Annotated in this window: 16 protein-coding genes, 1 tRNA gene and 1 pseudogene; 8 read left to right on the plus strand and 10 right to left on the minus strand. The window is 62.3% G+C overall.

The genetic code is table 11. The features are described from left to right. Nucleotides 1-59 precede the first annotated feature (59 nt). Both NKJ04_RS13090 and NKJ04_RS13095 read left to right on the plus strand, forming a co-directional pair. Nucleotides 60-914: a LysR substrate-binding domain-containing protein gene (locus tag NKJ04_RS13090; RefSeq protein ID WP_352675627.1), complete on the plus strand. Its 855-nt coding sequence runs from the start codon at nucleotides 60-62 to the stop codon at nucleotides 912-914. A 489-nt stretch (nucleotides 915-1,403) separates the two neighbouring features. Further along, nucleotides 1,404-1,914, plus strand: a pseudogene (locus NKJ04_RS13095) (alpha/beta hydrolase). A gap of 157 nt (nucleotides 1,915-2,071) precedes the next feature. On the opposite strand, the gene NKJ04_RS13100 reads toward NKJ04_RS13095, so the two are convergent. Both NKJ04_RS13100 and NKJ04_RS13105 read right to left on the minus strand, forming a co-directional pair. Next, nucleotides 2,072-2,148: transfer RNA gene (locus NKJ04_RS13100), tRNA-Arg, on the minus strand. A gap of 83 nt (nucleotides 2,149-2,231) precedes the next feature. Continuing rightward, complete coding sequence (locus NKJ04_RS13105; RefSeq protein WP_352441763.1) at nucleotides 2,232-3,395, minus strand: M20 aminoacylase family protein; 1,164 nt, start codon at nucleotides 3,393-3,395, stop codon at nucleotides 2,232-2,234. A 212-nt stretch (nucleotides 3,396-3,607) separates the two neighbouring features. Between NKJ04_RS13105 and NKJ04_RS13110 the strand changes: the two genes are divergently transcribed. Together NKJ04_RS13110 and NKJ04_RS13115 are read left to right on the plus strand one after the other, a co-directional pair. Beyond that, a complete protein-coding gene (locus NKJ04_RS13110; RefSeq protein ID WP_352675435.1) occupies nucleotides 3,608-4,771 on the plus strand; it encodes a D-alanyl-D-alanine carboxypeptidase family protein in 1,164 nt (387 codons plus the stop codon). 3 nt (nucleotides 4,772-4,774) lie between these two features. After that, nucleotides 4,775-5,899: a CobW family GTP-binding protein gene (locus tag NKJ04_RS13115; protein ID WP_352675438.1), complete on the plus strand. Its 1,125-nt coding sequence runs from the start codon at nucleotides 4,775-4,777 to the stop codon at nucleotides 5,897-5,899. 3 nt (nucleotides 5,900-5,902) lie between these two features. Here the strand turns inward: NKJ04_RS13115 and NKJ04_RS13120 are convergent, their stop codons facing one another. The 5 genes from NKJ04_RS13120 to NKJ04_RS13140 form a co-directional block, all read right to left on the minus strand. Beyond that, nucleotides 5,903-6,145: a sulfurtransferase TusA family protein gene (locus NKJ04_RS13120; protein ID WP_023811061.1), complete on the minus strand. Its 243-nt coding sequence runs from the start codon at nucleotides 6,143-6,145 to the stop codon at nucleotides 5,903-5,905. Nucleotides 6,146-6,153: 8 nt separating this feature from the next. Further along, nucleotides 6,154-7,452, minus strand: coding sequence for a L,D-transpeptidase family protein (locus tag NKJ04_RS13125; protein WP_352675441.1), 1,299 nt, complete (start codon nucleotides 7,450-7,452; stop codon nucleotides 6,154-6,156). A gap of 217 nt (nucleotides 7,453-7,669) precedes the next feature. Further along, on the minus strand, nucleotides 7,670-8,620 hold the full coding sequence (locus NKJ04_RS13130) for an acetyl-CoA carboxylase carboxyltransferase subunit alpha (protein ID WP_023811063.1): 951 nt from the start codon (nucleotides 8,618-8,620) through the stop codon (nucleotides 7,670-7,672). A 99-nt stretch (nucleotides 8,621-8,719) separates the two neighbouring features. Next, the gene (locus tag NKJ04_RS13135) at nucleotides 8,720-9,637 is read right to left on the minus strand and encodes a site-specific tyrosine recombinase XerD (RefSeq protein WP_023811064.1); all 918 of its coding nucleotides are present in this window, start codon (nucleotides 9,635-9,637) and stop codon (nucleotides 8,720-8,722) included. 17 nt (nucleotides 9,638-9,654) lie between these two features. Then, complete coding sequence (locus NKJ04_RS13140) at nucleotides 9,655-9,807, minus strand: hypothetical protein (protein ID WP_013529356.1); 153 nt, start codon at nucleotides 9,805-9,807, stop codon at nucleotides 9,655-9,657. Nucleotides 9,808-10,017: 210 nt separating this feature from the next. Here NKJ04_RS13140 and NKJ04_RS13145 point away from each other — a divergent pair, with 210 nt between their 5' ends. Genes NKJ04_RS13145 through NKJ04_RS13155 form a run of 3 tightly spaced genes read left to right on the plus strand, consistent with a single transcriptional unit; the run spans nucleotide 10,018 to nucleotide 12,661 of the window. Next, the gene (locus NKJ04_RS13145) at nucleotides 10,018-10,629 is read left to right on the plus strand and encodes a shikimate kinase (RefSeq protein ID WP_023811065.1); all 612 of its coding nucleotides are present in this window, start codon (nucleotides 10,018-10,020) and stop codon (nucleotides 10,627-10,629) included. Next, nucleotides 10,626-11,768 carry a 3-dehydroquinate synthase gene (gene aroB / locus NKJ04_RS13150; protein ID WP_352675445.1) on the plus strand — a complete coding sequence of 381 codons (1,143 nt, stop codon included), beginning with the start codon at nucleotides 10,626-10,628 and terminating at the stop codon, nucleotides 11,766-11,768. Before NKJ04_RS13145 ends, aroB begins: the two co-directional genes overlap by 4 nt. Next, nucleotides 11,765-12,661 (plus strand): HlyC/CorC family transporter, encoded by an 897-nt coding sequence (locus NKJ04_RS13155; protein WP_023811067.1) that lies wholly within the window; start codon nucleotides 11,765-11,767, stop codon nucleotides 12,659-12,661. Before aroB ends, NKJ04_RS13155 begins: the two co-directional genes overlap by 4 nt. A gap of 24 nt (nucleotides 12,662-12,685) precedes the next feature. On the opposite strand, the gene NKJ04_RS13160 is transcribed toward NKJ04_RS13155, so the two are convergent. The 3 genes from NKJ04_RS13160 to NKJ04_RS13170 are packed head-to-tail and all read right to left on the minus strand — an operon-like array spanning nucleotide 12,686 to nucleotide 17,514. Beyond that, nucleotides 12,686-14,227 (minus strand): SpoVR family protein, encoded by a 1,542-nt coding sequence (locus tag NKJ04_RS13160; protein WP_352675447.1) that lies wholly within the window; start codon nucleotides 14,225-14,227, stop codon nucleotides 12,686-12,688. A 9-nt stretch (nucleotides 14,228-14,236) separates the two neighbouring features. Then, nucleotides 14,237-15,547: a YeaH/YhbH family protein gene (locus NKJ04_RS13165; RefSeq protein WP_352441756.1), complete on the minus strand. Its 1,311-nt coding sequence runs from the start codon at nucleotides 15,545-15,547 to the stop codon at nucleotides 14,237-14,239. Nucleotides 15,548-15,564: 17 nt separating this feature from the next. Next, nucleotides 15,565-17,514, minus strand: a complete 1,950-nt coding sequence (locus tag NKJ04_RS13170; protein ID WP_352441755.1) for a PrkA family serine protein kinase — start codon at nucleotides 17,512-17,514, stop codon at nucleotides 15,565-15,567. Nucleotides 17,515-17,755: 241 nt separating this feature from the next. Here NKJ04_RS13170 and NKJ04_RS13175 point away from each other — a divergent pair, with 241 nt between their 5' ends. After that, a complete protein-coding gene (locus NKJ04_RS13175) occupies nucleotides 17,756-18,562 on the plus strand; it encodes an alpha/beta hydrolase (RefSeq protein WP_352554447.1) in 807 nt (268 codons plus the stop codon). Nucleotides 18,563-18,602: the final 40 nt, after the last annotated feature.

Genomic DNA, 18,602 nt, shown 5'->3' on the forward strand with positions numbered 1-18,602 from the left:
CCAGCGCGGCGTCATCCCAAAACGCGCATTGCTTGCCCAATTGACAAGGAAAACTAATCATTCGTCCCGCTCTTGAATCGCTACGGATCCTGGAGATGTGCGTCAGCGTGGGCAGTTTTGCCGGCGCCGCGGACCGCCTTGCGCTCACCCCGGCCGCCGTCAGCCTGCGCATTCGCGCGCTGGAACTCGAACTTGGCCGGCCCCTGTTCACCCGCGTTGGCCGGCGGGTTGTTCCGACCCCGGAAGCGGTGGTATTGGCGAGCCGGGTACGGCAGGCGCTCGATGACATCAGCGATGCGCTCGACCAATTTCGGGGCGGAGCCGCACCCTTGCGCGTCACGGTGCCGCCGACCTTCGCCTCGCGCTGGCTGGCCCCGCGATTGTCGAGCTATCGCGCCGCCGGTGGCGCGGTCATCGAACTGGAGATTTCGTCGGACCTGCGTGAGTCGACTGCCTTTGACGTGGCGATCCGCACTGGGCGCGGCGGCTGGGAGGGGCTCGACGAATACCCCCTGGCACCGGTCGACGTCACCCCCATGGCCGCACCCGCGCTACTTGGCTCACAGCCGTTTGCTGGACCGGAGGACCTGACGAAATTCGATCTGCTGCCCCACCCCGATTGGGGCAAGTGGTTTGCTCGAGCCGAGCGGCCGATGCCGATCGATCTGCGCTTCGTTGGCGTCGACTACTCAATCTTTGAGCTCATCGCCAACGCCGCGGTAAGTGGTATGGGCGTGGCGCTGCTATCGCCGACACTGTTCCGGCCTTTGCTGAAGGCTGGCCAGCTCGTCGCGCCACTGAACATAGTTTTGAAGGGACCTGATTGGTACTTCGCCCTGATGCGCAAAGGTGACCGACGCCAGGCGCCACGCCACTTCTGCGACTGGCTCCGCGAGCAGGTCCATCATCCGTGATGGCAAAATAGCGTTCAATCTGGCGGTTCGCTCCTGCATCCACAAGCAGGAAAACTTGTCCTGCCGTTTGGGCGTCAGCATCCAATCGGCAGATATCCGATATTTCTTGTCTGAAGGCAGACTGTCGGCAGGCAGCCCGTTGCGGCGTTCTAGAGCATGGCCCCGAACGTTCGCAAACGAGATTAAGCTACAGTCGACTGTCCGGGGACCATGCTGAGCGATACGGGAAGAGTTCTGAGTGCCCACAAAAAACGCAACCAAATCGATAGGTTACCTACCTCCCGGGGCCGTCCATGACCATTGATCTTGCAACAAAGAAATGCACCTATTGAAGCAGTGACGGTACTTTTCGAGACGGATTAGGTGGCGCCGTTGAAAGCCATAAAGGTGCAAAGGCCTGACCAAGGACGGCTATACCGTCAGCGTCGTCCAGAACCCGACCGTATCCCTCAAGGAAGACGCCGCCTCCCCCGTCGTGCGATCGACGCCATGGGTGGCAAGGTCGTGCTGGTCGGCCACAGCTATGGTGGTGCCGTTATCAGTGAAGCCGGCACGTGCGCCAACGTTGCTGGCCTCGTCTACATCGCGGCCTTCGCTCCAGACAAGGGTCAGTCAATCATCGACATGCTGGCCAACCCTGAGAAGGCAGACCCTGCCGCCCGTGGACGGCTTTCTGTTCCTTGACAAGGCGAAGTTCCACACATCTTTCGCCGGCGATGTCTGCAACCAGCTCGCCGGGTTCATGCAGGCGTCGCAGGTGCCGTTTGGCCTTGAAGGAGCGGGCGGCAAGGTAAGCGACCCGGCCTGGCAGACAAGGCCTTCGTGCTATCTGTTGACCATCAACGACAAGATGATCCCGCCGCGTGTCCAGAAATTGATGGCGGACCGTGCCAAGTCGCAGGTCACCGAGGTCGCTGCCAGCCACGCGGTCTACGTGTCGCAGCCCAAGGCTGTGGCCAGGATCATCGAGAAGGCTGCCCAGGCCCTCTCGGCCAAATAAAGCCAACGCGGCGGGGAGGTGTTCCCCCGCCGTCGCTCCCTAAGGCGAGGCAGGGGGCATGTAGTGGCTGCCAATCGAGCATCAAAAAACGCCGTACTAATTCCCGTACTAATTGACGAAAAAGTACGGCATCAATTCGCTAAGCGATTGAAAAGATTGGTGATCCCGACAGGAATCGAACCTGTGACCTACAGATTAGGAATCTGCCGCTCTATCCTACTGAGCTACGGGACCACGCGGCCAGACACATAGCCGCTTCGGATCGTTTCGCCAAGAGGCCGGCCGAAGGCAATTCGGCCGACTTTGCGCTGCCGCCGTCAGGCGGCCAGCGCGGTTTCCGCCAGTTTCACCCAGTAGCTCATGCCGTGCGGGATGACCTCGTCGTTGAAGTCGTAGGCCGGGTTGTGGAGACCGGCGGTGTCGCCATTGCCGATGAAGATGAAGGCGCCGGGGCGGGCTTCGAGCATGTAGGAGAAATCCTCGCCGCCCATCACGGGCTGGATGCCGCGGTGGACATGGGCGTCGCCGGCGACACTCATCGCGACATCACCGGCAAACACCGTCTCTTCCGCGTGGTTGAAGGTCACGGGGTAATTTGCCTGGTAGTCGACCTCGATCTTTGCCCCGAACGCGGTCGCCAGCCCGTCGCAGATGCTGCGGATGCGCTCTTCGGACTTCTTGGCGATCTCCTTGCGCAAGGTGCGCACGGTGCCGGCGATTTCAGCGGTTTCGGGGATGATGTTGTAGGCGTCACCGGCGTGGAACTTGGTCACCGACACCACCACGGCCTCGACCGGGTCGGTGCTGCGCGAGGCGATCGTCTGCAAGGCGCCGACCAGCTGGCTGGTGATGACGATCGGGTCGATCGTGCCGTGCGGCATCGCCGCGTGGCCGCCCTTTCCCCTAACGGTAATGGTAAACTCGGCGGTCGCCGCCATGATCGGACCCGGGCGAATGGCGAACTGCCCGACAGGCAGGCCCGGCATGTTGTGCATGCCGAACACCCTGGAGATGTCGAAACGCTCCATCATGCCGTCCTTGACCATCTCGTTGCCGCCGCCGCCGCCCTCTTCGGCCGGCTGGAAGATCACCGCCACGGAACCGGTGAAGTTGCGCGTCTCGGCGAGGTATTTGGCCGCGCCCAGCAGCATCGCCGTGTGGCCGTCATGGCCGCAGGCGTGCATCTTGCCGGGGATGGTCGAGGCGTAGGGCTTGCCTGATATCTCGTTGAGCGGCAGCGCGTCCATGTCGGCGCGCAGGCCGATTGTGGGGCCTTCGCCCTGGCGGCCGCGGATGATGCCGACCACGCCGGTCTTGCCGAGGCCGGTGACCACATCGTCGCAACCGAAGGCCTTCAGCTTCTCGGTGACGAAGGCGGCGGTCTTGAAGACGTCGAAGTTCAGTTCTGGCGTCTGGTGCAGATGCTGGCGCCAGCCGGCAACTTCGTCCTGCATTTCGGCGGCACGGTTCAGGATTGGCATAATGGTTCCATCTCGCTGTTGGGACGGCGGGTGTTGGCCGCTGCCTTGCAATTGTGATCGCCAGGCACTTTGCCATCTTGGCGTCACATAGAGTAAATAGCACCGCAACAATGGGTCCGGTTTTTGAGGGTCGGACCATATGCTGGCGATCGCGTAACGAAATCTTACGGAGCCAGGGGCGACTACGGCAAGAGGCGATTTCGGATTTGATCATGCGGTACAGGCATTTCCTCAAACTATTCTCGGCTGGCACAATCGCGCTGTCGGTCCTGGCCGGGCCGGCGCTGGCCAATCCGGTGGTCGTGTTCGATCTCGGCAGCGGCAAGATCCTGCAGCATCAGGACGCGTTCAAGCGCTGGTATCCGGCGTCGCTGAGCAAGCTGATGACCGCTTATGTCACCTTTCGGGCGATCGCCGCCGGCGAGGTTCAGCTTGATTCGCCGATCAAGGTGACCAAGCACTCCGCCGGGGAGCCGCCAAGCAAGATGGGCTTCAAGCCGGGCTCGGTGATGCGGCTCGACAACGCACTGAAGATGATGCTGGTCAAATCGGCCAACGACATCGCCATGGCGGTGGGCGAAAATGTCGGCGGTTCGCAGGCGGCCTTTGCCGAACGGATGAATGCGGAGGCCGCCCGGCTCGGCATGAACGGCACGCATTTCGTCAATCCGAATGGGCTTTTTTCGCCTGACCAGTACACGACGGCGCGCGACCTCGCCGTGCTGGTGATGGCGATCCGCCGCGAATTTCCGCAATATGTGCCGTGGTTCTCGATCGAAGGCCTTGCCGTCGGCAAGAAGGCTATTCCCAACTACAATCTCTTGATTGGCCGTTATCCCGGCGCCGATGGCATGAAGACAGGCTTTGTTTGCCCCTCCGGCTTCAACATGATCGGTTCGGCGACCCGCAACGGGCGCACGCTGGTCGCGGTGGTGCTTGGCGAGAAATCGGCCGTCACACGTGCCGAGACCGCGGCAAAACTGCTCGATCAAGGTTTTGACGCGCCTGCCGCCGGCTCGGCCACCGTCACCACGCTGGCGCCCTATGGCGACACCGTCTCGCCCAACGACATGCAGGACGAGGTCTGCAAGAAGAAGACGCCGCAGGAGCAGTCCGAGGCGCCGCCGGTTGCCGCCAAGGACGTGCCGAAATCGCCCTATCAGGAAAAGCTCGACCATGTGCCGACACTGGTTGCCGTCGGCCTTGGCGGCGCCACCGGTCCGGCGCCGAAGGCCATCCTCGACCAGGGCGGCCAGGAATATGCCGACGTGCCGATCCCGAGCTGGCGGCCCGACAGGCCGGCACCGGCCGGCACCGGCCCGAAGATTGCCGGCTCCGCCGCACAGGGCGACCAGCCGGCCAAGGTTGCGAACTAGCCAATGGCGAGCGGCTTCCCGATCCCCGTCTCGGTGCTGACCGGTTTCCTCGGCGCCGGCAAGACGACGCTGCTCAACCGGCTGCTCAAGGATCCGGCGCTGGCCGACACGGCGGTGATCATCAACGAGTTCGGCGAGGTGGCGATCGACCATTTGCTGGTCGAGCAGTCTTCCGACGGCATCATCCAGCTGTCGGACGGCTGCCTGTGCTGCACGGTGCGCGGCGAACTGGTCGATACGCTGGCCGATCTGGTCGACCGGCTGCAGACCGGCCGCATTACCCGGCTTGCCCGCGTCATCGTCGAAACCACCGGCCTTGCCGACCCGGCGCCGGTGCTGCAGTCGATCATGGCGCATCCGGCGCTGATCCAGGCCCTCCGGCTCGACGGCGTCATCACTCTGGTCGATGCCGTCAACGGCAATGCCACGCTCGATGCCCATGTCGAGGCGGTGAAGCAGGCTGCCGTCGCCGATCGCATCGTGCTCAGCAAAGCCGATCTGGTCGCCGATCCCAATGAGTTGGAAATGCTCCGGGCGCGCCTGCGGCAGATCAATCCAGGCGCCGAACTGCTCGATGCCGGCGACACGGAGACAGGCGTGGCGGCGCTGTTCGACTGCGGCCTCTACAACCCTGCAGCCAAATCCGCCGATGTGCGGCGCTGGCTTGGCGAGGAAGCCGCGCATGATCACCATCATCATGATCATGATCACCATGATGGGCATGATCACGAACATGGCCGTGACCATGGGCATCGCCACGATTCGCGCGTGCGTTCCTATTCGCTGGTGCATGACGGCCCGGTGCCGTTTTCGGCGATCGAGATGTTCCTCGACCTGCTGCGCTCGACGCATGGCGAGCGCCTGCTGCGCATGAAGGGAATTATCGAGCTCAGGGAAGACCCGTCGCGGCCGCTGGTGATCCATGGCGTGCAGAAGATCCTGCATCCGCCGGTGCAATTGCCGTCCTGGCCCGATGGCCAGCGCGGCACGCGGCTGGTGCTGATCACGCTCGATATGCCCGAAGATTATATCCGCAGGCTGTTCGCCGCCTTCACCAACCGGCCGTCGATCGACACGCCCGACCGCGCCGCGCTGGAAAACAACCCGCTGGCGATTGCCGGGCGTTGAACTCTACGATTGCTGTTCGCCGCGCTCGATCAGAAAGCGATGGCCGCCGGAGACCGCCGCCGTTTCAATCAACTGGTGGCCACTCTCGGAGCAGAATGCCGGAATATCTATGACGGCGAGCGGGTCGGTGGTTTCGAGCCACAGCCGGCTGCCCGGTTGCATCCCGGCCAAGCGCTTCTTGGCCTTGAGCACGGGCAAGGGGCAGTTCAGCCCCTTGAGGTCATAAATAGCGGCGCGATCATCCACGGGCGAAATCAACCGCCGAACATGCCGAGCAGCTTGTTCTTCAGCTTCGTCACGCGGCTCTCGTCGGCACTCGCCGCTTGCGTCTCAGCCATCGGTGCCGCTTCCGAAGGGGCCGCGATGGTCGCGGTGGCGACAGGGGCTTCCTTGGCGGCCTTTTCGGCCTCCTTTTCGGCCAGAGCCTGAGCCTTGGCGGCTTCCTTGGCTTGCTTGGCCGCCTCTATGGCAGCGAGCCTCTGCTCCTCGGCCTTCTGCTTGGCCGCCTTTTCGGCGTCGAGGGCCGCCATCTTGCGGCCAGCGGGCGAATCGATGCGGCCCATGCGTGCCGTCTCGGTGACCGAGCCGTCATTGTTGAGCGACGGCGGATCGATCGGCACGCGTTCGCCGCGTGCGCGGCGCTTGGACCAGTCGGAGACGATGCTGGCTTCCTTGATACCGGCGATGGTCGGCTTGGGCGCCGGCACGCTGGCCTTGACCGCGCCGCTGAATGCCGCGTCGTAGGTGCTCATGTAGGAATTGTAGGCGCTCTTCAGCGAATCAGGCTGCGTCGTCGCCGGGCAAGCGCCGGTCGGGTCGAATGTCTGACCGTCGGCGGCAACCTGGTTGAAGACATAACGCTTCTCGCAGACATCGACCTTCGGCGGCACCTTGGTGATCTCGAAATTGTCGTAGCCGACCTTCAGCATCTTCCAGAAGTCGTAATTGGGGTCGTTGCGGTAGCGCGCCATGTTGGCGGCAGTCATGCGGAACGGAAACGCCTGGATCTGGAACTCGGTCTGGCCGCCCTGGAAAGCATCGCGGCCGAAGGCATAGATCTGCTCGATCTGCGCATCGGTCATCGAATAGCAGCCCGACGACGAACAGGCGCCGTGCACCATCAAATTGGAGCCGGTACGGCCATTGGCGCGGTCATAGGCGTTGGGATAGCCGATGTTGAAGGACAAATGGTAGTTCGAGCGCGGATTCATCTGCGCCGGGCGCACCGTGTAGAAGCCTTCCGGCGCCTGGCGGTCGCCTTCTGTGTATTTCGGCCCGAGCTTGCCCGACCATTTGCAGATGTCGTAGCTGGCGACCATGTCGTAGCGGCCGTTGGTCTTGGCCTTCCAGATCTCGAGCTTGCCTTCTTCCTTGAAGATACGAGCCATCACCGACGAGGTGCGGACCATGCCCTTGGCTCTCATGTCGGCGAGGATCTTGTCGGGCAGCGGCTTGTTGGCCTCCGGCGCGAAATCCTTCATCGACGAATTGTTGCAGCCGGCAACGCCGAGGGCGGCGAGCAGGATTCCGGTGCGGGCAAGCTTGATAAACATGGCTGCGGATATCGTCTTTTCTCTGGCGCCAGGACGTTTCCTGCCCCGGCTGCTGCACTGCGCATCGACGGACCCTAAGCCCGTTAACCCTAACAAATTCCTTACCGCAAGTGCCGACGCATCCCCCTGCGGCAGTCTCATTGAGCCGAATGCAGCGGCATTTTTGTGGCAAAAATGCTCCGCTCCGCCACATTGTGGCCGCCAAGGCTGCATGCGGTCAGAGACTGCGGCCCATGGCCAGGTATTTTTCGCGGCGCTGCTCGCGGAAATCGGTGTTGGCGCCGGCAAAGTCCTTCATCGTCCTGGCGATGAGGTCTCCGGTCGCGCCGATCACGGTTTCGGCGCCGCGATGCGCGCCGCCGAGCGGCTCGGGGATGATGGCGTCGATGATCTTCAGCTCCAGAAGGTCCTGCGCGGTGATCTTCATGTTGGTTGCCGCATCCTTCGATCGCGTCGTGTCGCGCCACAGGATAGAGGCGGCGCCTTCCGGCGAAATCACCGAATAGATGGCGTGTTCGAGCATGTAGACGCGATTGGCGGTGGCGATGGCAATGGCTCCGCCCGAACCGCCTTCGCCGATAACCACCGAGATCGACGGTACTTTCAGGCCGAGGCAGGTCGAGGTTGAACGGGCGATAGCCTCCGCCTGGCCGCGCTCTTCAGCGTTGACACCGGGATAGGCGCCAGCCGTGTCGACCAGCGTCAGCAGCGGGATCTTGAAGCGGTCGGCCAGTTCCATCAGCCGTACCGCCTTGCGGTAGCCCTCCGGGCGAACCGATCCGAAATTGTGCTTCAGGCGGCTGGCTGTGTCGGAACCTTTTTCCTGGCCGATGATGGCAATGGGTTCGCCGCGGAAACGGGCGAAACCGCCGACGATCGCCTGGTCCTCACCGAAATTGCGGTCGCCGGCCAGCGGCGTGAAATCGGTGAACAGGCCCTTGATATAGTCGACGCAATGCGGCCTGTCGGGATGGCGCGCCACCTGCACCTTCTGCCACGGCGTCAGCGCCTTGTAGGCGTCGCGCAGCGCGTCGCGGGAGCGCTTCTCGAGACGGCTGATCTCGTCGCCGACATCGACCGCCTCGCCGTTCTCGGCAAGCTTCTTCAGCTCGAGGATCTTGCCCTCGAGGTCCTGCACCGGCTTTTCGAAGTCGAGGTAATTATACATGCGTGAGCGGACCGATACGTCGGAAGGCAGTGGCTGACGGAACCCTTGAATCCAAGGCTCCGGGCGGTGAAATGTCGTCCTCACATAGCGATATGAGGCCTAGTCGGCAAGCGGATGATGATCGTTGACCAACCGCACCAGCCGCTCTTCCAGCACATGGGTGTAAATCTGTGTGGTCGATATGTCGGCATGGCCAAGCAATTGCTGCACGGCCCGGAGATCGGCGCCGTTCTGCAGGAGATGGCTGGCGAAAGCATGGCGCAGCACGTGCGGCGAGATCTTCGCCGAGGCGATGCCGGCCCTTGCCGCCAGCCCTTTCAGGTCACGCGCGAAGACCTGGCGCGAGAGATAGCCGCTGTCGGAGGCGGCCGGAAACAGGAACGGACTGTCGGCAAAGGCGGGCACCTTGGCACGGGCGGCAAGCCAGCTCTTCATCGCCGCGCGTGCCTTGGCGGACAGCGGCACCATGCGCTCCTTGTCGCCCTTGCCGCGCACCATGAAGAAACGGTCGTCGCGCTGCGCCACCGTCACCGGCAGGCCGACCAGCTCGGAAACGCGCAGGCCGGTGGCGTAAAGCACCTCGACCAGCGCATGCAGGCGCAGTGATGCCAGGCTGTCCCCATCGCCCGACGAGACATCGCCGGCTTCAAGCGCCGCACGGTCGATCAGCCGGCCGGTGTCGGCCTCGCTCATCGTCTTGGGCAGCGGGCGGCCCTTTTTCGGACTGTCCAGCGTGCCGGTCGGGTCATCGCCGCGCAGGCCTTCGGCGTAGAGGAATTTGAAGAACTGGCGGATCGCCGACAGTTTGCGCGCCTGCGAGGTGGCTGCAAAGCCGCGGGCGGCAATGTCGTCGAGATAGGCGCGGATATCGGCGGCGGCGGCAGTGGCCAGCCCGCCATCGATCGCGCCAGAAGCGTCCTCGAGGTCGCGGCGGTAGGAGGAAAGCGTGTTTTCGGCCGCGCCCCGCTCGGCGCTCATCATTTCCAGAAAGGCTTCGATGCGGGCGGCGCTGTTCATTCAGCCTGTCTTGTCATTCAGCTTTTCTTGGGATTGAGCTTTTCCGGGGGGATGCGCACGCTCATTTCCCCCTTCTTTGGCTCGACGAACATCACCAGTGCGAACATCGTACCATAGGCAATGCCAGCCAGAATCGCTGTTACCACGACAAAGCGAAACAGTGTCGGCATCAATTTTCGCCCGTCTTCTTGTTCTGCGTTTCCAAACCCTGTCCCCTTATGGGACGCCAATCCGGCCAATTCAAGGAAGAAGCTGAGGCCTGTTAGCAACTTCTGATGCAGACCATGCCGGTCCATATCGGGTTCAAGGCGCTTGCCACGCTTGACGCAAACGGGCTTTTCATGTCGATACGCCGGCAAAGAGGGCCTTCGAAACATCCGATGAACGCGCTGCCAGCAAATCCTCCAGACGAGACCCACGCCGCGTTGCTTGGCCGGCTGGGCAGCCGTTCCGTCGTCTTCGTCGGATTGATGGGCGCTGGCAAGACGGCGATCGGCCGCAAGGTGGCAACGATGCTGGCGCTGCCCTTCATCGACAGCGACCAGGAGATCGAAAGCGTCTCGCGCATGACCGTTCCGGAACTGTTCGAGCGCTACGGCGAGACCGAATTCCGGGCGCTGGAGCAGCGCGTCATCCTGCGCGTGCTGGAAAACGGCCCGCAGGTGCTGTCGACCGGCGGCGGCGCCTTCATGAATGCGCAGACGCGCGAGGCGATCGCAGCGCAGGGCGTGTCGGTATGGCTGAAGGCCGAACTCGACCTTCTGATGGACCGCGTCTCCAAGAAGCAGAACCGGCCGCTCCTGAAAAGTGCTGACCCCCGTGCCGTGCTGGAACGGCTGATGGGGGAGCGCTATCCGGTCTACGCGACATCGGACGTCACCGTGCCGACCCGCGACGACCGCAAGGAAGTCATCGCGACCGAGGTGGTGGACGCGCTGTGCCGGCATTTCGGCATCGATGAGACGACGGCGGCGGGCGAGGTGGAATCGTGAGCATCGATGCACCCGTTGTCGTCGAAGTAGGCCTTGGCGATCGGACCTATGACATTCTGATCGGCTCGGGGTTGTTGGCCCGCGCGGGCGCGGAGATTGCGCGCCGGCTGCCGGGCACGCGCGCCGCGGTCGTCACCGACGCCAATGTCGCGGCAGCGCATCTCGCTGCCCTTCAGGCCAGCCTCGAAACGGGCGGCATCCAGACCGCCGTGATCACGTTGCCGCCCGGCGAGAAGACCAAGAGTTTTGCCCGTCTCGAAGAGGTGGTCGACGGTGTGCTGGCTGCGAAACTGGAGCGCGGCGACATCGTCATCGCCTTCGGCGGCGGCGTTATTGGCGACCTTGCCGGCTTTGCCGCCGGCATTGTGCGGCGCGGGATGAATTTCGTGCAGATCCCGACCTCGCTGCTGGCTCAGGTCGATTCCTCGGTCGGCGGCAAGACCGGCATCAACAGCCCACGCGGCAAGAACCTTGTCGGCGTCTTCCATCAGCCGAAACTGGTGTTGGCCGACACCGGGGTGCTCGACACGCTGCCGATCCGCGAATTCCGCGCCGGCTATGCCGAACTCGCCAAATACGGGCTCATCAACCGGCCGGAATTTTTCGCCTGGCTGGAAGAGAACTGGGCAAAGGTGTTCGCCGGCGGGCCGGAGAGGACGCAGGCGATTGCCGAAGCCTGCCGCGCCAAGGCGGACGTGGTTGCGCGCGACGAATTCGAGACCGGCGACCGCGCGTTGCTCAATCTCGGCCACACATTCGGCCACGCGCTGGAAGCCGCCACCCAATATGACGGAAGCCGCCTCGTCCATGGCGAAGGCGTCGCAATCGGCATGGCGCTGGCCTACCGGTTCTCGTCACGGCTCAATCTGGCCAGCCCCGACGATGCCGCGCGCGTCGAGTCGCATCTGCGCGCCGTCGGCCTGCCTTGGCGGATAGCCGACATCCCGGGCGAATTGCCTGACGCCGAGGCTCTGCTGGCCTTCATCACCCAGGACAAGAAGGTGTCACGCGGCGCGCTGACCTTCATCCTGACGCGGGGCATCGGCCAGGCTTTCATTGCCAAAGATGTTCCGGCATCGGAAGTGCTGTCGTTTCTGACAGAAAACCATCCTGACCAGCAGAAGATGCGGCCGAGATGACCAACGAGCCCGGCTGGATCGTCGTCGCCGTCCTCGCCATCCTCATCGCGCTGCTCGTTGCCGTGCGCACGCGCCTGCTTGCCATGTTCGGATACGAGCTTTCGCGCATCGAGCCGCAGCGTTCCAGCCAGGACGAATTGCGCGGTGCGGTCGACGATTTCCGCCGCGACGGCCAGGTGGTGCGCGAGGATCGCGACCGCGTCGGCGGGCTGTTCGATCTCGCCGAGCTGGAAGTCTCCGACGTCATGGTCCACCGCACCAACATGCGTTCGGTCAATGCGGACAATGCGCCGGAAGCGGTGGTGCGCGAGATTTTGCAAAGCCCGCACACCCGCATGCCGCTGTGGAAAGGCTCGCTCGACAACATCGTCGGCGTGCTGCATGCAAAGGATCTGCTGCGCGCCTTGAACGAAGTCGGCAACGATTTCTCCCGGATCGACGTGATGAAGATCGCCTCGAAACCCTGGTTCGTGCCCGACACCACGACCTTGCAGGAACAGCTCAACGCCTTCCTTCGCCGCAAGGCGCATTTCGCCGTCGTGGTCGACGAATATGGCGAGGTCGAAGGGCTGGTGACGCTGGAGGACATTATCGAGGAGATCGTCGGCGAGATCGCCGACGAGCATGATGTCGACATACAGGGCGTCAAGCAGGAGGCCGACGGCTCCGTCGTCGTCGACGGTACGGTGCCCATCCGTGACCTCAACCGGGCTCTCGACTGGAACCTGCCGGATGAGGAGGCCACCACCATTGCCGGCCTCGTCATCCACGAGACGCAATCGATCCCCGAGGAGAAGCAGGCTTTTACGTTCCACGGCAAGCGCTTCGTCGTCATGAAACGCGACAAGAACCGGATCGCAAGGCTGAGGATCAGGCCAGCCGGCGACACCTGATACGCGCAGGGAGGCCGGGGCACGTCATCCGGCGATCTGGCTGGTCGAGCGTTCGTGGATCGTCGCGCCGGTCTCGGCATCTATGGCCGCCAAGCTGACTTCATAGCCCCAAAGCCTGCGAATGTGACGAAGCGTGGCGTCGCGGCTGGCATCCTCGAGAAGGATGCCGTCATTGACCTTGTGCTGCAGCCGCAAATGGCGGTCGCCGAGCAGATCGACATCCACCACCTGAATGTCCGGCCGGTTCGCGCCGAGATCGTAACTGTTGGCGAGCGCGTCGCGTATCTTGCGGTAGCCGCGCTCGTCGTGGATCGAGGTGACCTGACAATGCGGTTGGTCGGCAGCGTCGCCGAGCACAAAAAACCGCCATTTCCGGATCAAGGCCGGACTGAGGTACTGGCGGATGAAGGATTCGTCGCGATGATCGGCCCATGCGTCAAGCAGGACCTCGCGCCAGTTGCCCTGGCCGGCGATGTCGGGAAACCAATCGCGGTCCTCGGCCGTGGGTTTGGTCGAGATGCGCTGAATGTCCTGCATCATGTCGAGGCCGAGAGCATAGGGGTTGATGCCTGAAAAACGCGGATCGTCGAACGCCGGCTGAAAGACCACGTTGGAATGATTGCGCAGGATTTCGAGCATGGCGCCTTCGCTGATCTGGCCGCGGTCGAACAGCATGTTCATCAGCGTATAGTGCACGAAAGTGGCACAGCCCTCGTTCATCACCTGTGTTTGCCGTTGCGGGTAAAAATATTGCGCGATGACGCGGACGATCCTGATGATCTCACGCTGCCAGGGCTCCAGGACCGGGCTGTTCTTTTCCAGGAAATAGAGCAGGTTTTCCTCAGGAAGGTTTAGCGATTTCTTCCGCTCCGGGTCCTGGCCCTTTTCGTTGGTCGCTTGCTGGGAAGGCGGCAGCGTACGCCACAAGTCGTTGTAGGAGCGCTCCTCGTATTCGAGACGCTCGCGAATTCCTTCGCGTTGCCGTTCCGACGACAGCCTCGGCGGCCGGTGATAGCGAAACACGCCCTGATCCATCAGCGCGTGAGCGGAATCGAGAACAGCCTCGACGGCGGCGAGGCCGTGCCGCTCCTCGCAACGGACTATGTAGCCCTTGGCGAAGTCCAGGTAGCCGAGGATCGCACCCGCATCCGTCCACTGTTTGAACAGCTGATTGTTCTTGAAGAAATGATTGTGCCCGAGCGCTGCATGGGCCGTCACCAAGGCCTGCAGGGCCATGGTGTTTTCCTCCATCAGATAGACGATGCAGGGATTGGAATTGATGACCAGTTCATAGGCAAGCCCTCGCCCGCCTTTGCGATAGAGCAGATCCTGGTGGAGGAAATGTTTGCCGAAAGACCAGTGACGGTACATCAATGGCATGCCGATGGACGAATAGGCGTCGAGCATTTGTTGCGACGAGATGATCTCCATCTGAACGGGATAGGTGTCCAGATGAAGCTCTTCGACCGCAAGTGCCTCGATCGCGTCATAGGCCCGCGACAATGTTTTGAAATCCCAGTCTGACCCTGAGAAAAGCAGACTGGATTTGCTCGCTTGTCTGGCCATCGGGAACCCTCACGCTCTCTTGAGGGAGGCCGGCTGCCTGCCGAAGAGCTGGCGAAAGACCGGGTAGATATCGGCGGGTGTGGCGATGCGGCTCATCTGGAAGTTCGGCCACTTCTGGTCGATGGCGTTATAGGCACGCCACAGCGACGTCCCGTTTTCGGTCGAGCCGAAAATATGGGCTTCACGCTCGTCGATGATCTCGACATAGGCAAAATATTGGCACAGCCGCATGAGTTCGCCGTTGAGCAGCGAAATGCATCGCTCCGAATCGCCGGCGAAATTGTCGCCGTCCGAGGCCTGGGCGGCATAGATGTTCCAGTCGTGGGCCGGGTAACGGCTGGCGATAATACGGTGCATTTCCTCCAGCGCGGTGGAAACGACGGTGCCGCCGCTTTGGGTGTTGTAGAAAAATGTCTCCTCGTCGACCTCCTGAGCCAGGTGCGTGTGGCGGATGAAGACAATCTCGATGCGGTCGTAGCGTCGTTTCAAGAACAGGTGCAGCAGCACGAAGAAACGCTTGGCCAGATCCTTCTCGCGCTCGCCCATGGACCCGGACACGTCCATCAGACAGAACATGACGGCATTGGCGTTCGGCACCGGCCGGGAATCGAAGCGGTTGAAGCGGATGTCGACCGGATCGACATAGGCAATCCGGCGGCGGCGTCGTTCCAGCCGGTCAAGCTCTTCGCGCAATGCCGCGATACGCTGGCGCGCGTCGACGCTGGATGGCGCCGACTCGAGCGAGGCGATTTCCTCGAGGAGGACATCCAGTTCGACCTGCTTGGGGCGCCTCAGCGCAATGCGGCGGCCGTGGCTGTTGCGCATCGTGCGGCCGACATTGATGTTGGTCGGCGAACCGGTGGCGGCGAAGCCGGCTCTGCGCGGCTTGAAGGCAAGGATCTCCTTGAGGTTGAGCTTGACCATGTCCGGGAGCTCGAGATCCTCGAAGAACAGATCGAGCACTTCCTCGCGCGACAGTACGAAACGAAAGTCGTCCTCTGATGCCTTGTTTCCCGGGGACGATGCTCCCCCGCCGCCTCCGCCGGGCTTGGGGATCAGGTCTCCGGCGGAGAAATGCCTGTTGCCCGGCAAGATGTGCTGACGCCTGCCGGTGTCGCCGGCGTTGTTGAAGCTCGGCTCGCTTGTGCCTCTTTCGGGCATGCGCACGGCGTGCTCGGAATCCGCGTCGGCAATCCTGCCGGTGCGGATCTGGTCGCGTATGCTCCGCTTCAATTCCTCGCGCGCGCGTCGGAGGAAGCGCTGGCGATTGCCGAGACTCTTGTCTTTCGGGTTCAGGCGGCGGTCGATGAAGATCGGCATGGAACCATCCGGGTTCTCTAACCCGCCCTGTTCACCCGCATGTACCAGTCCACAAGGCGACGAACCTGCCGCTCGGTGTAGCCGCGCTCGACCATCCGCTGCACGAATTCATTGTGCCGCTTTTCCGTGACGCTGTCCTGCTTGGAGCCGAAACTGATCACCGGCAGGAGGTCCTCGACCTGGCCGAACATGCGTTTCTCGATGACTTCCCGCAGCTTTTCGTAACTTGTCCACGCCGGGTTGCGGCCATGGTTTCTTGCACGGGCGCGCAGCGTGAATTTCACCACCTCGTTGCGGAAGTCCTTGGGATTGGCGATGCCGGCCGGTTTTTCGACCTGCGAAAGCTCGTTGTCCAAAACCTCGCGGTTGAGGATCTGGCCGGTGTCGGGATCCTTGTAGTCCTGGTCTTCGATCCAGGCGTCGGCATAGGCGATGTAGCGGTCGAAAAGATTCTGGCCGTACTCGCTGTACGATTCCAGATAGGCTTTCTGGATCTCATGGCCGATGAATTCGGCATACCGCGCGGCCAGCTCGGACTTGATGAACTCCAGATAGGCGGCTTCCGTCTCCTTCGGAAACTGTTCGCGCTTGATTGCCTCCTCCAGGATGTACATGAGATGCACGGGGTCGGCGGCCACCTCTTCGGTGTCATAGTTGAAGGTCTGCGACAGGATCTTGAAGGCAAAGCGCGTGCTGACGCCGGCCATGCCCTCGTCGACGCCCGCGGCGTCCCGATATTCCTGAACCGACTTGGCCTTGGGGTCGACTTCCTTGAGGTTCTCGCCATCATAGGCGCGCATCTTGGTGTAGAGCGGCGAATTGTCGTGCTCGGCCAACCGGGTCGAGACGGTAAACCGGCTGAGGATGTCCAGCACCTCTGGAGCGCAGGGACTGGCGGCCAATTCGCTCTCCCGCAGCAGTTTCTCGTAGATCTGCCGCTCTTCGGTTATCCGCAGGCAATACGGCACCTTGACCACGAGGATGCGATCGAGAAAAGCCTCATTGTTCTTGTTGTTCTTGAACTGCAGCCATTCCGACTCGTTGGAATGAGCCACGATGATCCCCTGATAGGGAAAGGCGCCGAAATTTTCGGTGCCGTTGTAGCTGCCTTCCTGGGTGGCGGTCAGCAGCGGATGCAGGACCTTGATAGGCGCCTTGAACATTTCGACGAATTCAAGCAGGCCCTGGGTGGTCCGGTTCAGTCCGCCACTATAGGAATAGGCGTCCGGATCGGATTGGCTGAAATTTTCCAATTGCCGGATATCTACCTTGCCAACCAGGGCCGAAACGTCCTGATTGTTCTCGTCGCCGGGCTCGGTCTTGGCGATGCCGATCTGGCGCAGTCGCGAAGGCATCAGCTTGACGACGCTGAACTTGGAAATGTCGCCGGAGAGTTCATCGAGGCGCTTGGCCGCCCATGGCGAAATGAGCCCATTCAACCGGCGTCGGGCAATGCCGTATTTATCCTCCAGCAGGTCGCCCATGCGATCGGGATGGAAAAGGCCCAGCGGCGATTCGAAAACCGGGCTGACCTGGTTGCCGACCTTCAGCGTGTAGATCGGGCGCTGCTCCATCAACTTCTTCAGCCGCTCGGCAAGGGACGATTTGCCGCCGCCGACCGGGCCGAGCAAATAGAGGATTTGCTTGCGTTCCTCGAGCCCCTGCGACGCATAGCGAAAATAGCCGGCGATGCGCTCGATTGTGTCCTCCATGCCATAGAAATCGGCAAAGGAGGGGTACACTTTCAGGGTCCGGTTGGAGAATATGCGGCCGAGCCGCTCATCCTTGCTGGTGTCGACCAGGTTCGGCTCGCCGATCGCCTCGACCATCCGTTCAGGCGCTGAGGCATACATCGACTTGTCCTCGCGGCAGGCAAGGAGATATTGCTGGATGCTGATCTCTTCCTGCGTCGCGTTGGTGTAAATTTCCGAAAACAGATCGAAGACGTCAGACTGGTTCTCTCGCATGATGCTTTTGCCCTCGGAGCCGCTGTGGCTTCCATTCGGCTCACCTCGCATTCAACTGTCGGGGGGTACCGTTTGTTCCCTTCATGTGAAGAGGTGGCTACGATCATAAGGATTTGAGGCCACTCCGGGATCAAGGCGCTCGGTGCGGAGCGGTATTCAGCGCGGGTAGCGGGTGTGTGGCGAATCCCTGACTGGGCGGCTGGGGCCGCCGCGTGCAGTCTTGCCTCGTCAGGAGACAGTGATGATCGATCGACGAAGCCTGATCATGGCCTCGGTGGCGGCGATGCTGCCATTGGAAGCATCGGCCGCGTCGGAAACACGCCGACCCACGCCAAAAACCTTAGACTACGGGCCGGCCAAGCTCGACATCTATGCGCCCGATGGTGCAATGGACCTGCCGGTCGTGTTTTTCGTTCATGGCGGCACCTGGCAGTTTGGCAAACGCAGTCAGGTCGACGCCAAACCGGCCTTCCTGCTCGCCAACGGCTTCTGCTTCGTCTCTATCGATTACCGCATGTTGCCGCAGGCCGATGTCGCCACCCAGGCCGGTGACGTCGAAAAGGCCTACGCCTACATCAGGGCCAACATCGCCCGGCATGGCGGCGATCCCAACCGCATCGTCGGCATGGGCCATTCGGCCGGCTGCCATCTGATTGCGCTGACCGGCATGCGCGGCGGGTTGCCCGGCATAGCTGCGCTCATTCTCGACGATACCAGGGCCTATGATCTTGCAGCACTTGCCAAGAAGGGCGGCATGGTGCGGGCCTATGCCCGCGTCTTTTCCGATCCCGCGCAATGGGCGGCACTGTCGCCGGCCAGCCATGTCGACGGCCGCAGGCACCCGCCGACTTTCATTGCCTATTCGCGCGCCCCTGGCCGCGGCGAGGACTCCAAGGCCTTTGCCGAGCGCCTGCGCGCGACGGGCACCAAGGTTACGCTGTTCGACGGCAGCGCCTACACGCATATGTCGATCAATCGGGATTTCGGCGAGGATGGCGACGCGCTGACCGCGGCCGCGCTGGCATTCCTGAAATCGACGGTTGGCTGATCTTTACGGCACTGGATCAGATCAAAAGTGGCGGCGGGAC

Source organism: Mesorhizobium sp. M0618, from assembly GCF_040320765.1.
Classification (GTDB): Bacteria; Pseudomonadota; Alphaproteobacteria; order Rhizobiales; family Rhizobiaceae; genus Mesorhizobium.